This is a genomic window from Demequina sp. B12 (assembly GCF_028823635.1).
GTDB lineage: Bacteria > Actinomycetota > Actinomycetes > Actinomycetales > Demequinaceae > Demequina.
The window spans coordinates 156,987-177,849 of the sequence record NZ_JAPEHU010000002.1; the positions used below are offsets into that span (position 1 = coordinate 156,987).

Consider the following 20,863-nt stretch of genomic DNA (forward strand, 5'->3'; position numbering starts at 1 on the left):
GGGGCAGCGTCGCCTGTCCCGTCAGCCACGAAGGGCGTCGTCGGCAGAGTGTCGACGGCGCCCTTCGTGCGCCAGCTCCGTGGCGATCACACCCACCACGGCGGGCAGAAGATCCTTGCTGCGCTTGAAAGCCCACGGTGTCCCATGCTGTACGAGCCACCACATCTGGGCGGGCCGTGACGGCGTCGGTGGGGCTGCGGGGATCCGTGCCGTCATGGGCCACTGCGGGGTCACCACGGTCACCGCTTGCTGTGCCAAGGCACGGTGACCCAACGGCGAGGGGTGGATGCGATCCACATGCCACCCCCGCACGCCCACATCAGCCATCACGGCCGCGCCGTCCACCCAGCTCACCTGGACCAGGTCGCCCGCGCTTCTGAGCGCCGTATTGACTCTCTGGGCACGTTCAGCCATGACGGCACTGACTCGTCGTGGCATCAGGTCAAACAAGCCGATGCGGTCGATCGTCATGAGGACAAGCCTGCGCGGGGGAGCGGCTAAGAGTTGCAGCGCGCGAGTCGCGCACTCTTGCACCTCGTGGGCATCGAAATCCGCTCGCAAGGCGTCGTTGCCGCCAATAGTGCACAGCACGATGTCGGGGTTCCAGCGGCGCACCCGAGCAGCCTGCGAAGGCAAGTCCCTCGCCCTGGCGCCGTTGGCAGCGGTACACAGGTAGTCCGAGGCGCCCAGCGCATCGGCCGTATGCCGGGCCCACCCCACTTGCCCCCACGCTTGCTGGAGTCCATCGCCAACACCCAGCGTCATGGAGTCGCCAATGGCCGCAACGCGGGGACCGGTCATCGGAGTGTCCGGGAGGCGTGGCGTGTATGCAGGTCCTGGTGAATCGCCAGCATCCGTTCGACGGTGGCCGTCCACGGCATCGACTCCGCCTGCAGGCGTGCACGCTCTCGCCGAACGCGCGAGTCCCGTGCCAGCAGCGCTGAAATGGCTGTCGCCATATCGCCTGGGGTGCCGCGGGCAGCAATCCCGGCGTGGCCCACGACCTCGGAAAGCGCTGACGCGGCATTCACTACTACTGGGGTGCCACACGCGAGCGCTTCCACGGCAGCGAGTCCAAAGGTTTCGATGGGGCCGGGCGCGATGGCGACATCCGCGGTGGCGAGGAGAGCGGCGAACTGGTCCTGGTCGTCGATGAACCCGCACCATCTGACCGGGATTCCGGCTGCTCGCGTGCGTAGTGAACGTTGGAGCGGACCAGCACCGGCCACGACCAGGGTCGCTTTCACCCCACGTGAGTGCAACAGGCGCGCAGCATCGATGGCGAGTTCTGGTTGTTTCTCGCGCGCGAGGCGAGTCGCCATGACCAGGACCACATGATCGGGGGGTGCAAGAGTGTGGCGCAGCGCGGGGCTCAGGGCGCCGGGGTCGAACCGGTCGAGATCGACGCCGAGCGGAACATGCCGCGTGGCGAGGCCTAGCCGGGAGAACTCGGCGGCGGCGAACTGGGTGGTGCACACCACCGTGGTGAATCGAGCATGGATGGCCGCATTGTGAGTGTCGATTGCGGGGCGCCACCACCGGGCCGGTGCCTTTCCGCGAGGCCGCAGGGTGGCGGGTGCATACGCATTGACGAGGCCGTCCACGCGTTCATGGGCAAAGAAGATCGTCGGGATGCCGCGGGGGGCGGCCCACGATCCGAGGCCGCTGAGCGTGGTGCGGTCGGACACTTCGAGGATGTCCGGCGCAAACCGTTCCAAGGTGTCTCGCACGGCAGCGAGCCGGGTGATGACACGGTAGTTGCCTGTCCCCGGCAGCAGGGGTGAGCGGATGGTGACGCGGGTTCCGGACGCGGTGCGTTCAAGTCCGTCTCGCGCGCCTGGAACAACAATGAGGACGTGGTGGCCGTGTTCGGCGTAGCCCCTTCCCAAGGCATTGACCGCGGTCCGGAGTCCTCCAGAGCGGGGCCCATAGAAGTTGGCGACATGTGCGATCTTCACGATGCGACTTCCACGAGTGGGGTGCGGGCACGGGTCTCGATGACGTCGCGGTAGTGCTCGACCAACTGGTCGCACACTGCAGTCCAGGTCCGGCCCTGGACGGCGACACGTCCATGGTTGCCCGCACGCGCGCGCCATTGTGGATGAGTGACGGCATGCGTCACGGCGGCACGTAACTGGGCCGCGTCCCCCGGGGCGTAGAGCATGCCATTGAGGCCGTCCTCGATCAGGTCCACCGGGCCGCCGCGCCGGGGAGCAACGACGGGAACGGAACTCGCGTGGGCTTCTTGAATGGTTTGGCAAAACGTCTCGAGTTGCCCGCAGTGAACAAAGACGTCAAAGCTGGCCATCGCCTCAGCAAGATCATCACCGTCAAGGAACCCCGTGAACACCGCGTGCGGGAGGAGCCGTCGTAGTTGCGGTTCTGATGGCCCAGTGCCGACGATGACGAGCGTGGTGTTCGGGATGTTCGCGAGCGCCGCGAGGTCTTCGACCTGCTTTTCGGGGGCGAGCCGTCCGACGTATCCAATGACGGTGTGGTGGCCGGGCGCCCACGCGGCCCGCAACGCTGTCGATCGCCGTGCGGGGTGGAAGCGCGTGATGTCGACGCCTCGCCCCCATCGGTGGACGCGAGGCACGCCGCGCTGTTCGAGCTGGTGCTGGGCGTGGCTTGATGGAGCCAAGGTGCGGTCGGCACGGCCGTGAATGTCGAGCACGCGCCGCCACAGCAACTCTTCGCCCCAGGGTGCGCGGTACCGGGCCGCATAGGACGGCACGTCCGTTTGGTAGACGGCGACCGTGGGCAGCCCCAGTGGCTGCGTTGCTTTCAACGCAGCCCATCCAAGCATGAAGGGTGACGCCAGGTGAACGATGTCGGGTCTCCACGACGCGAGCGTTCGGCCGATGCGCGCGGGACCGGCGGTGCATACCCGCACGTCTCTGTAGCCCGGCCAGCCGATGGCCGGCACGGGGGTCACTGGCACCTCACGGTACGTGGGGTGGTGGTCGCCGTCTCCGCGTCGCGCTTGCGGCGTCATCACCATGGCCTGGTGCCCGTGGTCGAGGAGATGATCGATGACCCGCAGCAGCGAATGGGTGACGCCATTGGTGTGCGGGAGGAATGACTCTGCCACTAGCGCGACTCTCACATTTCCCATGGTGGTCTGGCGGTGCGGCCTGGAGGTGAACGCTGGCGCAAAGGTGTGGTGAACCTTGAGTGGCCGGGAAGTGACGCAGGCGTCGCCCGCAATGGGACAATGGCGGCATGCCCTCCGTTGTGACTGTCCGTGCTCGTTGCGCCATCGTGGCGTTGCTGACTGTGGTCGGCATGGTGACTGTCGCCCCCGTCGCGGCAGCGCACACCGAGTTGCGAGCCTCCACGCCCGAACCCGGCACCACCGTCGAGTCGCTCGACATCGTGCGTTTGGACTTCACGTCGGCCATCTTGGACATCGGCTCCGAGCTTGCTCTCGTCGACGCGACCGGTGCCATCTATGAACTCGTACCGGAGTATCCGGAGGAGTCCGCGCTTGCTGCCGCCGTGGACGCCGACCTGCCTGCAGGCGACACCGTCCTTCAATGGCGGATTGTGGCCGAAGACGGGCACCCCATTGAGGGAACAATCGAGTTCACGTACGCTCCCGGCGTCGAGCCATCGGCCACACCGTCAGCAACACCGTCGGCCACCCCGTCCGCCTCAAGCGACACCCCAACGCCCACGGTGGAACCTTCGCCTATCCGCGCAAGCCTGGAAGCGACCCCCGAGCCGAGCGCCACACCAACCGTCACAGCGGGGGAGACCGACGACTCGTCCCGCGTGTGGGTGTGGATCGTCGTGGCGGGTGCGGTGATCGCCACGGCGACCGCCGCCATGATTGCGCAGTCCCGCCGCCGTCGGCCGGACGACTCCGCCCATGGCTCCGCAGACCCCCAGTCCGACCCCACCGAGTGAAAGAGTGCCAATCATGAAGCTTCGTCTGGGTACGCGTGCCTCCAAGCTTGCGCGTACGCAGTCCGGCATGGTTGCGGACGCCATTGCTCAAGCCGCTGCCGCCCGCGGTGTCGACCTTGACGTGGAAATGGTGCACATCCGCACCGAAGGTGACGTCTCCCAAGGGTCGCTCGTGGGGCTGAGTCAGACCGGCGTGTTCGTCAACGCGCTTCGCGATGCTCTCCTCAACGGCGTGTGCGACGTGTTGGTTCACTCGCTCAAAGACCTTCCCGTCGCTCTCCATCCCGACATTGAGCTTGCTGCCGTCCCCGAGCGCGAAGACGTGCGTGACGCACTCTGCACTCGGGGAGTGTCCCTTGCCGACCTTCCCTCGGGCGCTCGCGTCGGCACCGGGTCCCCGCGACGGGCCGCGCAGCTGCTCGCGCTACGCCCTGACCTGAAGGTCGAGGGATTGCGCGGCAACATCGACACCCGCTTGGGCAAACTGCACGAGGGGCTTGACGGCGTGGTGCTGGCAGCTGCGGGACTTCGTCGCGTCGACCGCATCGAAGAGGCAACCGAGCTGTTCGAACCCGCCCAGATGCTCCCGGCACCCGGCCAGGGAGCGCTCGCGGTCGAGATCCTTCCCGATGCGGACCCCATGTGGGCCGATGCTGTGCGCGACCTTGAGCATGCGGATACGCGCCGCGCCGTGACGGCAGAGCGCGCGCTCCTCGGCGTCTTGGACGCCGGTTGTGCTGCGCCCGTGGGGGCGTTGGCTACCGTGGAAGGCGACCGTCTGACGTTGAAGGCTCGCGTGATCAATGGCGCGGGTACTCTCGCTTTGAACGAAACCACCAACGGCCCTGCTCAGGAGGCAGCGTCGCTTGGCCGCAGTACTGGATTCACCTTGCTCGGACGTGGTGCCGGGCGACTCATGGGAGGCAGTTGATTCATGGACCTGTCAGCACTTCGTGGAAAGCGCCTGCTGGTGCCCGTCACCGCCCAGCGACGTCACCTGGCTCAGCGGCTCGCCGCAGCGGGCGCCATCGTGGAGGAGGTCGAGTTCATCGCGATTGCAGGTCCGGCATCCCCGGAGGCGCTCGAGGAAGCCACTCTCGCCTGGTGTGCGGGGGATTATGACTGGATGGCAGTCACGAGCCGCAACGCGGTCATCGCGATGGACCAGATCGCACGTTCGCGTGGCATGCGGCTGAGCAACCCTCAGCCCCAGGCGAAGGCCGCCACCGTGGGTGAAGCCACCCGAACTGTCTGTCAGGACGTCGGTCTGGCTGTTGACTTGGTCCCCGAGGACAAGCAGAACGCTCGCGGCATTGTGGCCGAGTTTCCTGAGGGTCAGGGGCGCGTGCTCGCGCCTTTGGGCAATCTCGCGTCTCCTGTGCTCGAACGGGGATTGGCGCGCAAGGGCTGGACTGTTGACATCGTTGAGGCGTACCGCACCGTTGATGGCGACGGCCCTGACCCCGATGTTCGCGAGATGCTCGCGGACGGTGCCTTCGACGGTGTGCTGCTGACGTCGGGTTCTGTTGCTGAACGACTCGCTGCGACCTGCCCCGAAATGGCTGCTGACACGCCTGTGATTGCCATCGGTGACATGACTGCGGCCGCCGCTCGCGCCGCGGGCCTGTCCGTTGCTGCGGTCGCGCAGGCTCCGTCGTACGACGGGATTGTTGCGGGCTTGCTGGAAGCTCTCGATCCGGAGTCCGCCGCAGTGCAGTCAGAGGACACAGAGGCCGCTGAACCCGACCCCAGCGACGAGGCCATCGTGCCCGAGGCCCCCGAGGAGAAGTAATGGCTTTCCCGCAACGCCGCCCGCGCCGCTTGCGTACCACTCCGGCGATGCGGCGACTGGTGTCCGAGGTCCGGGTGGACCCAGCCCAGTTGGTGTTGCCGGTCTTCGTCAAGGAAGGCCTCACGGAGTCGCGTCCCATCGTGTCCTTGCCAGGCGTTCACCAGCATTCGCTGGCCGCCCTTGACGATGTCGTCGAGCAAGCAGTCACTGCCGGCCTCGGCGGCGTCATGCTTTTTGCGATCCCGGAGGTGCGTGACGCGGATGGCAGCGGTGCCGTCGACCCCGGCGGAATCCTTAACCTCGCCATCGCACGCGCCACCGCAGCGGCAGCGGGTCGCCTGGTCGTGATGGCTGACCTCTGCCTGGACGAGTTCACGGACCACGGCCACTGCGGCGTGCTCGCACACGACGGTTCTGTCGACAACGACTCCACGCTCACCATCTATGGCCACATGGCCCTGGCCCAAGCGCGGGCGGGCGCGGATGTCCTCGGACTGAGTGGAATGATGGACGGCCAGGTGGCCGCAGTCCGCGACGCTCTCGATGCTGAAGGCTTCACCGACACCAGCATCCTGGCGTACAGCGCCAAATATGCCTCGGCTGCGTACGGGCCCTTCCGTGACGCGGTGGAGTCGGAACTCACGGGTGACCGCAAGACGTACCAAATGGACCCCGCGAACCGTCGCGAGGGTTCCGTGGAGGCGGACCTTGACCAAGGTGAGGGGGCCGACTTCGTGATGGTGAAGCCAGCCCTCCCGTACCTGGACGTGCTCGCGGACGTTGCCGCAACATCGGCCGTCCCCGTGGCCGCGTACCACGTCTCAGGCGAGTATGCCCAGATCGAAGCCGCCGCAGAACGCGGCTGGATTGACCGCCGCTCAGCGCATCTTGAGGCCGTGACCTCGATCGTTCGTGCCGGCGCTGACATTGTGCTGACCTATGCGGCCCTTGAGGTCGCACAGTGGCTGAAGGAGCGTTGAATGAGTATCCGTAGCGACCGTGCCCGTGCGATCCTGCCGGGTGGTGTGAACTCGCCTGTCCGCGCGTGGAACGGCGTCGGCGGTGAGCCTGTGCCGATTGCGTCCGCCCAGGGGTCTCGTGTGACTGACGCAGATGGGCGCGACTACGTGGACTTTGTGGGCTCGTGGGGCCCCGCGATTCTGGGCCACGCACACCCCACGGTGGTGCAGGCCGTTCAGGAAGCTGCCGCGCGCGGGCTGTCGTTCGGCGCCACGACCGAGCGTGAGGTGGAACTCGCAGAAGAGATTCGCGGCCGGTACGCGCCAGCAGAACGTGTCCGGCTGGTCTCCACCGGCACCGAAGCCACGATGACGGCAATCCGGTTGGCACGCGGAGCCACCGGTCGCGACGTGATTGTGAAGTTCGCTGGCTGCTACCACGGGCACTCGGATGCGCTGCTCGTTGCCGCAGGCTCTGGCCTGGCCACCGCAGGCGTTCCGGAATCGGCTGGCGTCACTGCCGGTGCAGCCGCCGACACTCTGGTACTGCCGTACGGAGACGAGGACGCTCTCACCGCAGCGTTCGCCGAGCATGGCGCGCGCATCGCGGCTGTGATCACGGAGGCCGCTCCGGCGAACATGGGAACAGTGACGCCTCCGCGTGGCTTCAACCGTCTCATTGCGACCTTGTGCCGCAATGAGGGCGCCGTGTTCATCGTGGATGAGGTGCTGACCGGCTTCCGTGCGGGGCCCGCAGGTTACTGGGGCGTTGAGCGTGACCTCGACATTGCGGCTGGCATCGAGCCGTGGCAGCCGGATCTCGTCACCTTCGGCAAGGTCATTGGCGGGGGAATGCCTGTGGCCGCCTTGGGCGGGCGGACTGATCTGATGGAGCAACTCGCGCCGCTAGGCCCCGTGTATCAAGCGGGAACGCTCTCGGGAAACCCGGTAGCCGTTGCTGCCGGTCTCGCCACGATGCGACTGCTCACCGAGGACGTCTACACGCACATCGGCCGCCTCGCTGACGCGCTTGCCGCTGGTGTCTCTGCTGCCTTCACCGACGCCGGCGTCACGCATGCCGTGGGTCGTGCCGGCACGCTGGTGTCTTTCTTCCTGGGTCTGGAGCACAGCCCCGTGACCTTTGACCAGGCCGCTGTACAGGACACGCAAGCGTTTGCCTCGCTGTTCCACAGCATGCGGGAATCTGGCGTGTACTTGCCGCCCAGTGCCTTCGAGACCTGGTTCGTCTCCCACGCCCACACGGATGCCGATGTGGCGACGGCGGTTGACGCAGCCGCGGCATGGGCACAGTCGCAGGGGTAGTGCGACGGCGATGACTGCTCTTGTAGGACTTGACCTGCGCGGGAAGCGCGTCGTGGTGGCAGGTGGGGGAACCGTCGCAGCGCGCCGCGTGAGGCGTTTCTTGTCGGAGGGTGCCCGCGTGGTGGTCATCGCTCCTGAACTCGATGCCGACATTGAACGGCGTGCGTTGCACGGTGATCTGACGGTGCTGCAACGCGGCATCCGTGCCTCCGACCTGGACGACGCGTGGTTCGTGCTTGCGGCGACGAACAATCCCGAACTGAACGATGACGTTGCCCAATGGGCCGCGGAGCGCCGGACCTGGTGCATCGATGCCTCCCATGCTGCGCGGGGCACGGCACGCCAGGCGGCGATGAGCCACCACGGTGACCTTGCTGTGGGCGTGTTGTCGCTAGGAGACCCCGATCCTGCACGCATTCGTGCTGTCCGTGACGCGGTGGCGGCTCATATCGACGCGGGTGAGGTTGATCTTCGGCGAAAGCGGCCAGGGGCGGGTCGGGTGATCTTGGTGGGTTCTGGCCCGGGCGACCCTGGGCTGGTCACCGTTCGTGGCAAGCAGGCGCTGGCGGAAGCCGATGTCGTGGTTGCCGATCGTTTGGGGGCGACGGAGCTGTTGGTCGCCGTGCCATACGACGTCGAGGTGATCAACGTGGGCAAGTCGCCTGACCGGCACCCCGTTCCACAAGACCAGATCAACCGGATCCTCGTGGAGCATGCCGTGGCGGGGAAGACGGTGGTGCGTCTCAAGGGTGGCGATCCGTACGTGTTTGGTCGCGGTGGTGAAGAGGTGCATGCGTGCCTTGAGGCCGGTGTCGACGTGGAAGTGGTGCCGGGCGTGACGAGTGCGTTGTCGGTCCCGGCGCTGGCTGGGATTCCCGTGACTCAACGTTCGGTCGCGACATCGGTGCTTGTCACCACTGGACACGCTGGGGCGGACAAGGCAGCGCTTGCGGCGATGGTCGCTGGCGCGACGGTGGTGTTTTTGATGGGAGTGACGGCGCTTCCAGACATCGCTGCGGCTGCCGTGGAGGCTGGTTGCGCGCCGGAGTTGCCGGTGGCGATTATCGAGAACGGGTCCACGCCGCGTGAGCGTGTCACGCGGGGTGTGGTGGGAGATATTGCTCGTATTGCCGCGGAAACAGGGGTGAAACCTCCGGCGATTATCGTCGTCGGCAAGGTCGCACAACCGGAGTTGTTGGCATCGGAGCTGGCAGCGACACCGTCGGTTCCCGCCGCTGACCTTGGATAACCCTGGGGGTTTGCGTATGTCAACGTCGCCTATTTTGATCGGATGCGCGCACGGTACTCGCGAGGAAGCTGGGCAGCAGGTCATCCGTGAGCTGTTGGATGACGTGAGGGCTGCCACAGGACTGGAGGTGCGTGAGGCGTTCGTTGACGTCCAGGACCCCAAAGTCGACGAGGTCGTGCATGCGATTCCCGAGGGCGAGGGCTTGAGTGCGATCGTGGTGCCGATCCTGCTTGCCGGTGGCTATCACGTGTATGTCGACATTGCGGAGGCGGTTGAGCATCGCGCAGATGTGGTCTCGGCCCCGGCGTTGGGCCCTGATTCGCGGCTGATCGACATTGTGGTGCAGAGGCTTGATGAGGAGGGGGTGCCGCACGATGCGACGGTGGTGCTTGCGGCAGCAGGCTCCTCGGATCCTCGTTCGCAGGCGGACACAGATGCGGCGGCGGAGATGCTCAGAGAGCGGTGGGGTGGTCCGGTGCGCATCGGTTTTGCGGCGGGGACCCAGCCTTCGGTCGCCGATGCCGTGGCACAGGCTCGTGGCAACGGCGAGGACGGGGTGGTGGCTGTTGCTTCATACCTGCTGGCTCCCGGTTTCTTCCAGCGCCGGATTGAGAAAGCTGGTGCCGACTACGTGACGGGCCCGCTGGCTCCCCACCCGGCCTTGGTGCAGATCATGGCGGATCATTACCAGTCGCTCTTGCCCGACGTGTCCTCGTAGGTATTTAGTCACGCAGGTTTGCCCTGCGCGTGTGTAAAACTCGACGCACCTGGTAATACGGGACTTGCTCGCTCTCTTGGGTCGGGACAAGACCCGTGCTAGACAACGGAGAGTGGCACATGAGTCCCGAACGCATCGTGGTGGTTGGCGCAGGCATGGTCGCCCAACGCTTTGTCCAAACCCTGCGCGAGCGCGACGTTGACGGTCGGTTCCACGTCACGGTGATCGGCGAAGAGTCGTACGCGCCGTATGACCGTGTGGCGCTGACGAGCTTCTTCTCGAAGGCAAACCCCGAGGATCTGCTGCTTGGCGATCAGCGACTATGGAACGACAGCGGCGTCACCTTGGTGCGTGACGCCCGCGTGGCCCGCATCGATCGTGCCGCCCGTGCAGTGACGACGGATGCTGGTGAAAGTTTCCCGTACGACCAGCTCGTTCTCGCGACAGGCTCGTCTGCCTGGGCGCCGCCGCTGCCTGGGCTCGACCTGCCGGGCGTGTTCATGTACCGGACGCTCGACGATGTTGCCGCCCTGCAAGAGTGGGTCCGTTCCCGCCCCGGACATGGCGGTCCCGTGCGGGGAGCCGTGATCGGTGGTGGTCTCCTGGGGCTCGAAGCCGCCGGAGCGCTGCAAAGCATGGGTGCCACCTCGACCGTCATCGAGTTTGCCGACCGGCTCATGGCGCTTCAGGTCGACCGTTCCGGTGGCGAAGCTCTCAAAGGTCTGATTGAACGAATGGGAGTCCAGGTCAAGTGCTCCTTGGCCACCGATGCGGTGCTTGCCGGGGCGGACGGCAACGTGGGCTCCTTGCGATTCAACGACGGTTCCGAGCAGTTGTTCGACGTGGTGGTCTTTGCCACCGGTATTCGTCCACGCGACGAGTTGGCGCGGGACGCTGGACTGGCGCTAGGCGAGCGCGGCGGAGTCAAGGTCGACGCCGCCTGCCGCACCGAAGACCCGCGCATCTCCGCCATCGGTGAATGTGCGGCCAGTGAGCCAGATGCCTTCCTCTCCGTCGGGCTCATCGCTCCCGGTAACTCCATGGCAGATGTCACCGTGGAGCGCCTCCTGGGCGGCTCATCGCAGTACAACGGCGCGGATACCGCGACCAAACTGAAGCTCCTTGGTGTGGACGTCGCATCGTTCGGCGACGCCTTCGCCGCCACTCCCGGGGCGCTCGAAGTGGTGTATTCCGATCCCTTCTCCGGTGCGTACAAGAAGCTGGTGATGACCGACGACGCGTCCGTCCTGTTGGGTGGAATGTTCGTGGGGGACGCATCGGCCTACTCGCAGTTGCGCCCCATGGTCGGCTCGGCGCTGCCTGGCGACCCGTCTAGCTGGATCCTTCCGGAGGGTGTCGCTGAGCGCCCCGAACTTGAGTTGCCTGATGAAGCCACCGTGTGCTCATGCAACAACATCACCGCGGGGTCCGTCCGGCATGCGGTCAACGAGGAAGGTTGCCACGACCTGGGCGCAGTGAAGGCCTGCACCAAGGCGGGAACGGCGTGTGGATCGTGCCTGCCGCTGGTGAAGAAGATCATGAACACCGAGCTGGAGAAGGGCGGCTTTGAAGTCTCGAACGCCCTGTGCGAGCACTTCGCAATGTCGCGCTCCCAGTTGTTTAGCGCAATCCAGGTGGCTGGCCTGACTACCTTCACCGACATCATCGACCGGTTTGGTGCCGGTCACGGTTGTGACATCTGTAAGCCCACTGTCGGATCCATCCTGGCGTCGATCTACAACGAGCACGTGCTGGCGGACGGCCGCGCCGCGCTACAAGACACCAATGACCGCGTCATGGCGAACATGCAAAAGGACGGCACCTACTCGGTGGTGCCGCGCATTCCCGGCGGCGAAATTACCCCCGACAAACTCATGGTGATCGCAGAGGTTGCGCAAGAGTTTGACCTCTACACCAAGATCACTGGCGGTCAGCGCATCGACCTCTTTGGTGCCCGCCTTGAACAGTTGCCAGCGATCTGGCAGCGCCTCGTGGCCGCTGGCATGGAGTCAGGGCACGCCTATGGCAAGTCCCTCCGCACGGTGAAGTCGTGCGTGGGTTCCACGTGGTGCCGCTTTGGCGTCCAGGACTCGGTGGGGATGGCGATCGCGCTCGAGTTGCGCTACCGCGGCTTGCGTAGCCCACACAAGATGAAGATTGGTGTGTCGGGATGCGCCCGCGAGTGCGCAGAGGCTCGCGGCAAGGACGTAGGCGTCATTGCGACGGAGAAGGGCTGGAACGTCTACGTGGGCGGCAACGGTGGCTTCGCCCCTGCACACGCTCAGTTGCTGGTTGAGGACGTTGACGATGCCACGGTTTTCCAGGTCATTGACAGGTACCTGATGCTGTACATCCGCACGGCAGACCGCTTGCAGCGCACCGCGCCCTGGCAAGCCGAGTACGAAGGTGGCCTTGATGCAATCCGTGATGTCATCGTCAACGACTCGCTAGGAATCTGTGACGACCTCGATGCGCACATGGCTCACCACGTGGACTCCTACGAGGACGAGTGGAAGGCCGTGCTGGACGACCCGGAACGCCTGCGCCAGTTCCAGAGTTTCGTGAACGCGCCCCAGGAGCCAGATCCGTCCCTGGCATACGTCGTGGAACGCGGGCAACGACGTCCGGCGACCGGTTCCGAACGCGAGTCCATGCTTGCCGATGCGGGAAGGGCCCTGTGATGACCGCTACCGTGAGCGAAATCCACGTCTGTCGCATCGACGACCTCACTCCAGGGCTGGGCGCGGCCGCGCTCGTCGAGGGTGAACAGGTCGCCCTGTTCCGCCTTGACGACGGTACGGTCCATGCGGTTCAGAACATGTGCCCATTCGCCGATGCTGCGGTGATCTCCCGGGGCATCACGGGGGACCGCGGGGGAGAGCCTACGATCTGTTCGCCGCTATACAAACAGGTCTTCTCGCTTGTCACTGGAGAGTGCCTGGTGACGATGGACAAGGAACCAGTCCACACGAGTCCCGATCTGACGGTGTACCCCGTGACAGTGCGCGACGGAGACGTGCTGGTCACTGTCGTGCGCTCGCTCTGAACTGGCGTCCTGCGGCACGTGGCGCGGCGATGTTCTCCGACATTCCTGGGGCAACACTGCCAAGATGGCATTGACGGATAGGAGGCGCCTCATGGCAGACACACAGTTGGAAGCCTGGGTCGAAGGGCTCGCAGGGGAGCTGGGACTCGACACCGGAATCGTCGATGTGGCACGCCTGGTGGAGTTGGCGCGAAGGGCTGGCACAGCAACACCAGACCGGGGCGTCCTGGCGACTTTTCTCGTGGGTCTAGCCGTAGGGCGGGCCGCGGATACTGAAGACGGCTACGACGAGGGTGCTGCCGCTATGGCTTTCGATGACGCGATGCGTGCCGCGCAAGATGCGGCCGAACTATGGGCACGTGAAGCGTCCGGTGGAGGGCTACGCGACTAACCGCGGTCGGACACGGGGAAGCCGCCCTTTACTGCGGCGTGGCCGAGGCTGGCGTCACCCGTTGGTGAGGTTCACGGTCGGTTCGGGCCAGATTGGCTCGGCACAGTCCAGGACGAGGCCACACTTCGAGTTCCCTCAAGCCAACGGTCCCGCCGGAAGAGGCCAGGATCTGTGCGATCACCTCTGCGTGAATGGTGCAGATCTCAGGCCGTGTGGCGATCAGCGGTGTGTAGGGGCACTCCGTGACTTCGATGTGGTCGCCCACGGCGTCGCTGGCGGCCTCGAATCCCAACTGTTCCAACGCATCGACGGCATCGCTGACCGCTTGATCGCCTGTCGCTTCGGTAGGCCGCGCGTGGTTTGCTGCCAGCCAGGTGGTTGCCGCGGCGGCGGCAACCTCCCCAGGAGATGCACTGACATGGGCATTGCCGAGGGCCTGGTCCAGCACGTGCAACGGGGTCAGGCGTTCCGGGACAGGGGAGTACAGCGTCCTGGGTCTGCCGCGTTCACCAGACCGTTCGCTGATGGCATGCGCGCACCCTTGGGCGACGAGGACGTCGAGGTGATTGCGGACCGTATTGGGGTGGAGATCCAGTGTGGCGGCCATGTCGTGGGCGCTGATACCGTCAGCCGCCTCGATCAGCGCGCGAATGACGCGCGCACGTGCAGCCGCAGGGTCCTCGGGAGTGCCTGTCAATGCTGCGGCACTGACTGCTCCTAGGGCGTGGCCGATTGCCGCGGCATCGATCTGACCGGAGTCAGGACGCTGGTCCGTAGCCATAGTTCCTCGACTTTCCCAGGACATGCGCTGATACCAGCGATGCTACCGACGGTGCAGCGAAGAAACCCGGGACTACCGGACTAGGTCGCGAACCGCCGGTCACGTGTGACTCAACGGCCTTCTTCGTCCTCGATCTCGTCATAGAGCTCGTTGTAGAGCATGGCGTGAACCTTCTCGACCTCGGGGATATCGGTGAACTCGAGTGGGTCGTCCGACGCTGACTCGATGATCAGCGTGCCGGTACGGAACATCCGGTCGATGAGTCCGTGACGGAACTGGACAGTGTTGATTCGCGCGATCGGAATATCGATCCCTGACCGCGTAATGATGCCGGTGCGGAACAACACCCGGCGGTCAGTCAGTACAAAATGGGTGCTCGCCCACCGCACTACTGGCGCAACGCCAAGCCAACTGAACAGCCCTAGCCACACGACCCCAAGCACAATCCGCAGGACTAGCGCCGTGCCATCAGACAGGTCGGCTCCGCTGATCGCGACCAGGCCCCAGATCGCCAGGCCCGTATAGACCAAGAAGAGCAAGCCCGGCACGATCAGTGCCTTCCAATGCTCGTGGCGGTGGAGCAGTAGGCGTTCTTCTGATGCTAGGAGATCCTCGGGATAGCCCATAGTTGGCACTCTAGCGGGCAGGGTGCTCCTGGGCGCGGCGATAGGCGTGCGATACCCACTCGATACGTTCTCGCCACGCGTTTGTCACGGACCCCGGTTAACGTGGGGTGATGACCGATGCTGGGACTCCGTGGAGCGGCTATGCGCCAGCAGCCGCGTGGGACGAGGCGATGGACCTCGACGGTGAGGTTCGTGAGCCGTACGCGCGCGTCTATGAAGAGATCGAGCGGATGTCGAGAGACGATCTGCGCTCGCGGGCGGAAGCCTTGGCGTCCACGTATCTTGCGCAGGGAGTCACGTTCGACCATGCGGGGGAGGAACGACCGTTCCCGCTGGACATTGTTCCCCGAGTGGTGGGCGCTGATGAGTGGGACATCATCTCGCCCGGTGTGGCACAGCGCGTGCGAACTCTCGAAGCCTTCCTGGCGGACGTGTATGGCTCGCAGCGCTGTGTGACCGATGGGGTGGTGCCGCGCCGTCTCATTGCCACCAGTCAGTACTTTTACCGCGCGGTCGCGGGAGTCGAGCCCGCCAACGGGGTGCGTGTCCACGTGTCCGGAATCGACTTGGTGCGAGACCAGCATGGGATTTGGCGAGTTCTCGAAGACAACGTGCGCGTGCCGTCCGGCGTGAGTTATGTGTTGTCTAACCGGCGTGCGATGTCGCAGATGTTTCCTGAGCTCTTTGGAGCCATGGGGATTCGCCCCGTGTTGGAGTACTCCCGCCGGCTGCGTTCCGCTCTCGCGAGGAGTGCTCCAGAAGGGGTGCATGACCCGACGATCGTGGTGCTCACTCCTGGTGTGTACAACTCGGCGTATTACGAGCACTCATTGCTGGCGCGCACGATGGGTGTCGAACTGGTCGAGGGACGCGACCTCGAGACGGTGAATGGGCACGTGTTCATGCGCACCACCGCCGGCCGCAGGCGAGTCGATGTGATCTACCGTCGAGTCGACGACGAGTTCTTGGACCCGGTGAAGTTCCGTCCGGACTCTGTTTTGGGCGCGCCAGGTCTCATTCATGCTGCACGTCTTGGCAACGTGACCATTGCCAACGCCATCGGCAACGGCGTCGCTGACGACAAACTGATCTACACCTATATGCCGGACCTCACGCGCTATTACTTGGGCGAGGAGCCGGTGCTCCCCAACGTCGACACGTGGCGACTGGAAGAAGACGAAGCGCGAGAGGAAGTGCTCGACCGGCTTGACGAACTCGTCGTCAAGCCCGTGGACGGGGCCGGCGGCAAGGGCGTACTCATCGGCACTCGCGCGAGCCGTGACGAACTTGCGGCGGCCCGTGCACAGATCCTTGCGGATCCTCGGGGATGGATCGCGCAACCTGTCGTGCAACTGTCGACCGTGCCGACCCTGACAGAGAGTGGCCTCGAGCCGCGACACGTCGACCTGAGGCCCTTCGCTATCAATGATGGCGAGGAGCCATGGGTGCTTCCCGGTGGCTTGACTCGTGTCGCTCTTCAGCGCGGTCAACTCATCGTCAACTCCTCTCAGGGCGGCGGGTCCAAAGACACCTGGGTCCTCGGTGGAGTCAGACAACGGCCCCACGGCGAACCACCTGTCGAGTCGCGCGTCGAGCTGGCGGGGCTCGCCTCCGTTCCTCAGTCCGCTCACCCAGAAGACGTTGTTGCGGGGCAGCAACAACAGCAGCAACAGCAACAGCAACACGAAGTTGGAGGCACAAGCGGGGGAGGTGCGCCATGCTGAGTCGCATCGCCGAATCGCTGTTCTGGATTGGCCGGTACATCGAGCGCGCGGACAACACTGCCCGCCTGTTGGACGTTCACCTCAACGTGCTCCTGGAGGATCCCTGGGTCGACGAACCCAGTGCCAACGCGTCGCTCCTGACCGTGATGAACGTGCCCTGCGATGGGGGTGCGTCGAGAGCGCAAGTGCTGGAAACCCTTGCGTTCGACCCGCAGCAGTTGTCCTCGATTGCAGGGGCGCTGATGGCCGCCCGCGAGAACGCTCGTCGCGCGAGGGAAGTGATCTCAACTGAGGTATGGGAGTGCCTGAACACGACGCGCATGGACCTGCGCCGCTGGAATGGACGTACTGCCCGTCCCCATGAGTTCTTCGTGTGGGTCAGAGAACGTGCCGCAGTGACGCGCGGACTGGCCTCAGCGACAACATCCCGCGACGACGTGTGGAACTTCCTCGAACTTGGCCGGTCACTGGAACGCGCCGACATGATTGCGCGACTCCTCATGACCCGCTCTCTCGAAGGAACCGCTGGTCCCGACTGGACCACGCTGCTCCGCACCTGCTCAGCCCATGAGGCCTATCTGCGCACGGTGCGGGCCCTCGTCACGGAGGAGCGTGCAGCCGAGTTCCTTCTGGTCGACCGCCACTTCCCCCGCTCGATCGCCTACAACCTGAGCATGGCTGAGCAGTTCCTCACCAACATTGAGGGGGAGGAACGCAGCCGGACCCTCGCAGGACGAGCCCAACTGGCGCTTGGCCGCGCGCGGACCAACCTCGAGTACTCACCGGTGCGGGAAGTCCTCGACGACCTCGCTTCTCAGATGCAGTCCGTCCAGCGGGCCTGTGCCACGGCATCGGACCTCATTAGGGACCGCTACTTCCTTCCCGACGCGACAGTCGTGTGGAGTCAGGAGGCGCTATGACCACCCTGCGAATCGAGCACCGTACTCACTTTCGGTACGCCACAGACATCGGTTCTTCCTATAACGAGGCGCGCGTGACCCCTGCCTGGTTGCCGCGCCAGCGCGTTCTTGATTCCACCGTGGACATCGGTCCGGTCACCTGGCGCTCGAGCTACCGGGACTACTGGGAGTGCGATGTCACCGTGTTCGAAGTCCTCCAACCCCACCAAAGCTTGACCGTGACAGCGCAGTCCGTGGTCGACGTCACCTCGCAGCCGCCGCGAGGAGAGAAAGCTGGCTGGGACGCACTCCAAGGTCCCCGTTTTCGGGACCTCCTATGTGAGTACCTTGCGAACTCCTCGGTGACATCACCGCCCGATGCTCTGGCGGAGTTCGCGCACGAAGCCTCAGCGAAGCTGGGACCGGAAGCCACCGCACGCGCAATCTGCGAACACCTCCACTCCGAGATGAAGTACGTCCCCGGTGCCACCACCGTGCACACCTCAGCGGCCGAGGCGTGGGAGAACCGGTCCGGGGTCTGCCAAGACTTCGCTCAACTTGCGATCGGCGCATTGCGCACCGTCGGGATTCCCGCCCGGTACGTCTCCGGATACCTCCATCCCAAGCGCGACGCCGGCATCGGCGAAACTGTCGAAGGAGAGTCCCACGCGTGGGTGGAATGGTGGACCGGAGAATGGACCGGCTTCGATCCCACTAACGACCGCGAGGTAGGCGACCACCACGTCATTGTGGGGCGTGCCCGCGAGTACAGCGACATTCCACCGCTGACTGGCGTGGTCGCAGGCGCAACCGAACAACTCGACGTCAGCGTCACCGTCACCCAAACCGCATAGCGGCACCACCCCGCGCCCCGGCGCAGGGATGGACCGTAAGCCAGCATCGGCCTGTCGTAGTCACCGATACAATCGCGGGGTGACTGTAACGCCCCAGAACGACGAATCCAGGTACGACTTCCGCGCGATCGAAGAGCGCTGGCTACCCGTGTGGCAGGAGACCCAGCCGTTCCGCTCCGGCGACGCGGCAGACGAGCGTCCGACGAAGTACGTGCTCGATATGTTCCCTTACCCGTCGGGCGACCTTCACATGGGTCACGCTGAGGCCTACGCGCTCGGTGACGTGATCGCCCGCTACTGGGTCCAGCGAGGATTCAACGTCCTGCACCCCATCGGCTGGGACTCGTTCGGGCTGCCCGCAGAGAACGCCGCCATCAACCGCGGCCTTGACCCTCGCGGCTGGACGGAAGACAACATTGCCCAGCAGCGCAGCTCGATGGAGCGCTACGCATGCTCGTTCGACTGGGATCGGGTACTGGCCACCCACCGTCCCGAGTACTACCACTGGAACCAGTGGCTGTTCACCCGCTTCCACGAGAAGGGCCTGGCTTACCGCAAGCACAGCGCCGTCAACTGGTGCCCCAAGGACCAGACGGTGCTCGCCAACGAGCAGGTTGTCGGAGGACTGTGTGAACGCTGCGACACCCCCGTCACCAAGAAGAAGCTGAACCAGTGGTACTTCAAGATCACGGAGTACGCCGACCGCCTGCTTGACGACCTCGACACCCTTGAGGGCAAGTGGCCGTCCAAGGTGATTGCGATGCAGAAGAACTGGATTGGTCGCTCCGCCGGTGCAGACGTGAAGTTCCAGATCGAAGGCCGCGACGAGCCGATCGACATTTACACCACCCGCCCCGACACCCTGTTCGGAGCGACCTTCATGGTGGTGGCAGCAGACTCGGACCTCGCCGCGGAACTCGTGGCCGACGCTGACGCGGACGTCCAAGAGCAGTTCGCCACGTATGTGGAACAGGTCAAGGCCGCCTCGGACATCGACCGCTTGTCCACCGAACGCGAAAAGACCGGCATCTTCCTGGGGCGTTACGCCGTCAACCCGGTCAACGGTGAACGTCTGCCGATCTGGGCCTCCGACTACGTGCTGGCCGACTACGGGCACGGCGCGATCATGGCGGTGCCCGCGCACGACCAGCGCGACTTGGACTTTGCCCGTGCCATGGACCTGCCCGTCCGGGTGGTCCTCGACGTGCGCGACGAGGACGGCAACCAGGTAGGGGACCCCGCCGAGACCGGCATCGCTGCAGCAGGCGATGGCACCCTCGTGAACTCCGGGGCTCTCGACGGCATGCCCAAAGCCGATGCCATTGCGGCGATCATCGCGGACCTCGAGGCCAAGGGCCTGGGGGAGACCTCGACGAACTACCGTCTGCGCGACTGGCTGATTTCGCGTCAGCGTTACTGGGGCACCCCCATTCCGATCGTGCACTGCGACGACTGCGGCGAGGTCCGGGTCCCCGACGACCAGCTTCCGATCGAACTTCCGCCCAGTGAAGGTTTGGATCTCAAGCCCAAGGGCACGTCGCCTTTGGGTGGCGCGACCGACTGGGTCAACACCGAGTGCCCCGACTGTGGCAAGCCTGCCAAGCGCGATACCGACACCATGGACACCTTCGTCGACTCGTCCTGGTACTACCTGCGTTATCTGTCGCCCACCAAGACGGACGGGCCGTTCGACCCGGAGGCCGCGCAGAAGTGGGCGCCGATCGACCAGTACGTCGGAGGCGTCACCCACGCCATCCTGCACTTGCTGTACTCGCGCTTCTTTACCAAGGCCCTCAACGACATGGGCCTGGTGGACTTCAACGAGCCGTTTAGTGCCCTACTGAACCAGGGCATGGTCCTGATGGACGGTTCCGCGATGTCGAAGTCGCGTGGCAACATCGTGCGCCTGTCGGAGCAGTTGGACGAGTACGGCGTGGACGCCGTGCGCCTCACCATGGCGTTCGCGGGACCTCCCGAGGACGACATCGACTGGGCGGATGTCTCGCCCGGCGCCACGTCCAAGTTCTTGGCACGTGCCTGGCGACTGGCCCGCGACGTGTCATCGGAACCGGGCGTTGACCCTGCGACCGGTGACGCAGCCCTGCGTGCTGTGACCCACAAGACCATGCACGAGTGCGCAGAACTGACGGAAGGGTTCCGCTTCAACGTGGTGGTCGCCCGCACCATGGAACTGGTGAACGCCACGCGCAAGGCAATCGACTCTGGTCCAGGAGCGGCTGACCCCGCCGTCCGCGAGGCGGTCGAGCAGGTGGCCGTGCTGCTGAGCATGTTCGCGCCCTATTGCGCTGAAGACATGTGGTCCATGCTGGGGCACGACAACGTGTCCCGCGGAGGCTGGCTCCAGGTCGACGAAGCTCTCCTGGTTGAGGACACCGTCACCTGCGTGGTGCAGGTCAAGGGCAAGGTCCGTGACCGCCTTGAAGTCTCGCCCAACATCTCGGAAGACGACCTGCGCGAACAAGCCCTTGCCGCACCTGGCGTGGTCCGTGCGCTTGAGGGTGCGGACATTCGGACTGTGATTGTGCGCGCGCCCAAGCTCGTCAACATCGTCCCTGCATAAGGGGTTCTTTC

19 protein-coding genes are annotated in these 20,863 nt (G+C 65.1%); 14 read left to right on the forward strand and 5 right to left on the reverse strand.

Annotated features, from left to right (window positions below; genetic code table 11):
- Positions 1–21 precede the first annotated feature (21 nt).
- From ON058_RS05225 to ON058_RS05235, 3 genes are read right to left on the reverse strand one after another with little or no spacing between them, the layout of a single operon-like run.
- Positions 22–801 carry a GDSL-type esterase/lipase family protein gene (locus ON058_RS05225; protein ID WP_274667977.1) on the reverse strand — a complete coding sequence of 260 codons (780 nt, stop codon included), beginning with the start codon at positions 799–801 and terminating at the stop codon, positions 22–24.
- Positions 798–1,958, reverse strand: a complete 1,161-nt coding sequence (locus ON058_RS05230) for a glycosyltransferase (RefSeq protein ID WP_274667978.1) — start codon at positions 1,956–1,958, stop codon at positions 798–800. Before ON058_RS05230 ends, ON058_RS05225 begins: the two co-directional genes overlap by 4 nt.
- Complete coding sequence (locus tag ON058_RS05235; protein WP_274667979.1) at positions 1,955–3,106, reverse strand: glycosyltransferase family 1 protein; 1,152 nt, start codon at positions 3,104–3,106, stop codon at positions 1,955–1,957. The genes ON058_RS05230 and ON058_RS05235 overlap by 4 nt, the downstream gene beginning before the upstream one ends.
- A 116-nt stretch (positions 3,107–3,222) precedes the next feature.
- Here ON058_RS05235 and ON058_RS05240 point away from each other — a divergent pair, with 116 nt between their 5' ends.
- From ON058_RS05240 to ON058_RS05285, 10 genes are all read left to right on the forward strand, one after another.
- Positions 3,223–3,909, forward strand: coding sequence for a copper resistance CopC family protein (locus tag ON058_RS05240; RefSeq protein WP_274667980.1), 687 nt, complete (start codon positions 3,223–3,225; stop codon positions 3,907–3,909).
- A gap of 13 nt (positions 3,910–3,922) precedes the next feature.
- Positions 3,923–4,840 (forward strand): hydroxymethylbilane synthase, encoded by a 918-nt coding sequence (gene hemC, locus ON058_RS05245; RefSeq protein WP_274667981.1) that lies wholly within the window; start codon positions 3,923–3,925, stop codon positions 4,838–4,840.
- A gap of 3 nt (positions 4,841–4,843) precedes the next feature.
- A complete protein-coding gene (locus ON058_RS05250; protein WP_274667982.1) occupies positions 4,844–5,701 on the forward strand; it encodes a uroporphyrinogen-III synthase in 858 nt (285 codons plus the stop codon).
- Positions 5,701–6,681: a porphobilinogen synthase gene (gene hemB / locus ON058_RS05255; protein ID WP_274667983.1), complete on the forward strand. Its 981-nt coding sequence runs from the start codon at positions 5,701–5,703 to the stop codon at positions 6,679–6,681. The genes ON058_RS05250 and hemB overlap by 1 nt, the downstream gene beginning before the upstream one ends.
- A complete protein-coding gene (hemL, locus tag ON058_RS05260; RefSeq protein ID WP_274667984.1) occupies positions 6,682–7,983 on the forward strand; it encodes a glutamate-1-semialdehyde 2,1-aminomutase in 1,302 nt (433 codons plus the stop codon).
- Between the two features lie 10 nt (positions 7,984–7,993).
- Positions 7,994–9,232, forward strand: a complete 1,239-nt coding sequence (gene cobA, locus ON058_RS05265; protein WP_274667985.1) for a uroporphyrinogen-III C-methyltransferase — start codon at positions 7,994–7,996, stop codon at positions 9,230–9,232.
- 16 nt (positions 9,233–9,248) lie between these two features.
- Positions 9,249–9,950 carry a sirohydrochlorin chelatase gene (locus tag ON058_RS05270; protein WP_274667986.1) on the forward strand — a complete coding sequence of 234 codons (702 nt, stop codon included), beginning with the start codon at positions 9,249–9,251 and terminating at the stop codon, positions 9,948–9,950.
- Between the two features lie 119 nt (positions 9,951–10,069).
- Complete coding sequence (nirB, locus tag ON058_RS05275) at positions 10,070–12,631, forward strand: nitrite reductase large subunit NirB (protein WP_274667987.1); 2,562 nt, start codon at positions 10,070–10,072, stop codon at positions 12,629–12,631.
- Positions 12,631–12,996 (forward strand): nitrite reductase small subunit NirD, encoded by a 366-nt coding sequence (gene nirD, locus ON058_RS05280; RefSeq protein ID WP_274667988.1) that lies wholly within the window; start codon positions 12,631–12,633, stop codon positions 12,994–12,996. Before nirB ends, nirD begins: the two co-directional genes overlap by 1 nt.
- A 91-nt stretch (positions 12,997–13,087) precedes the next feature.
- A complete protein-coding gene (locus tag ON058_RS05285) occupies positions 13,088–13,387 on the forward strand; it encodes a DUF6457 domain-containing protein (protein WP_274667989.1) in 300 nt (99 codons plus the stop codon).
- Between the two features lie 28 nt (positions 13,388–13,415).
- On the opposite strand, the gene ON058_RS05290 is transcribed toward ON058_RS05285, so the two are convergent.
- Entirely contained in the window at positions 13,416–14,168 is a 753-nt protein-coding gene (locus ON058_RS05290; protein WP_274667990.1) for a helix-turn-helix domain-containing protein, read from the reverse strand.
- Positions 14,169–14,278: 110 nt separating this feature from the next.
- Positions 14,279–14,794, reverse strand: a complete 516-nt coding sequence (locus tag ON058_RS05295; RefSeq protein ID WP_274667991.1) for a PH domain-containing protein — start codon at positions 14,792–14,794, stop codon at positions 14,279–14,281.
- A gap of 170 nt (positions 14,795–14,964) precedes the next feature.
- On the opposite strand from ON058_RS05295, the gene ON058_RS05300 reads away from it, so the two are divergent.
- The 4 genes from ON058_RS05300 (at position 14,965) to leuS (ending at position 20,852) form a co-directional block, all read left to right on the forward strand.
- Positions 14,965–16,518, forward strand: coding sequence for a circularly permuted type 2 ATP-grasp protein (locus tag ON058_RS05300; protein WP_274668407.1), 1,554 nt, complete (start codon positions 14,965–14,967; stop codon positions 16,516–16,518).
- Positions 16,512–17,438, forward strand: coding sequence for an alpha-E domain-containing protein (locus ON058_RS05305; protein ID WP_274667992.1), 927 nt, complete (start codon positions 16,512–16,514; stop codon positions 17,436–17,438). Before ON058_RS05300 ends, ON058_RS05305 begins: the two co-directional genes overlap by 7 nt.
- Positions 17,435–18,271: a transglutaminase family protein gene (locus tag ON058_RS05310; RefSeq protein WP_274667993.1), complete on the forward strand. Its 837-nt coding sequence runs from the start codon at positions 17,435–17,437 to the stop codon at positions 18,269–18,271. Before ON058_RS05305 ends, ON058_RS05310 begins: the two co-directional genes overlap by 4 nt.
- A gap of 79 nt (positions 18,272–18,350) precedes the next feature.
- On the forward strand, positions 18,351–20,852 hold the full coding sequence (leuS, locus tag ON058_RS05315; RefSeq protein ID WP_274667994.1) for a leucine--tRNA ligase: 2,502 nt from the start codon (positions 18,351–18,353) through the stop codon (positions 20,850–20,852).
- The last annotated feature ends 11 nt before the right edge of the window (positions 20,853–20,863 follow it).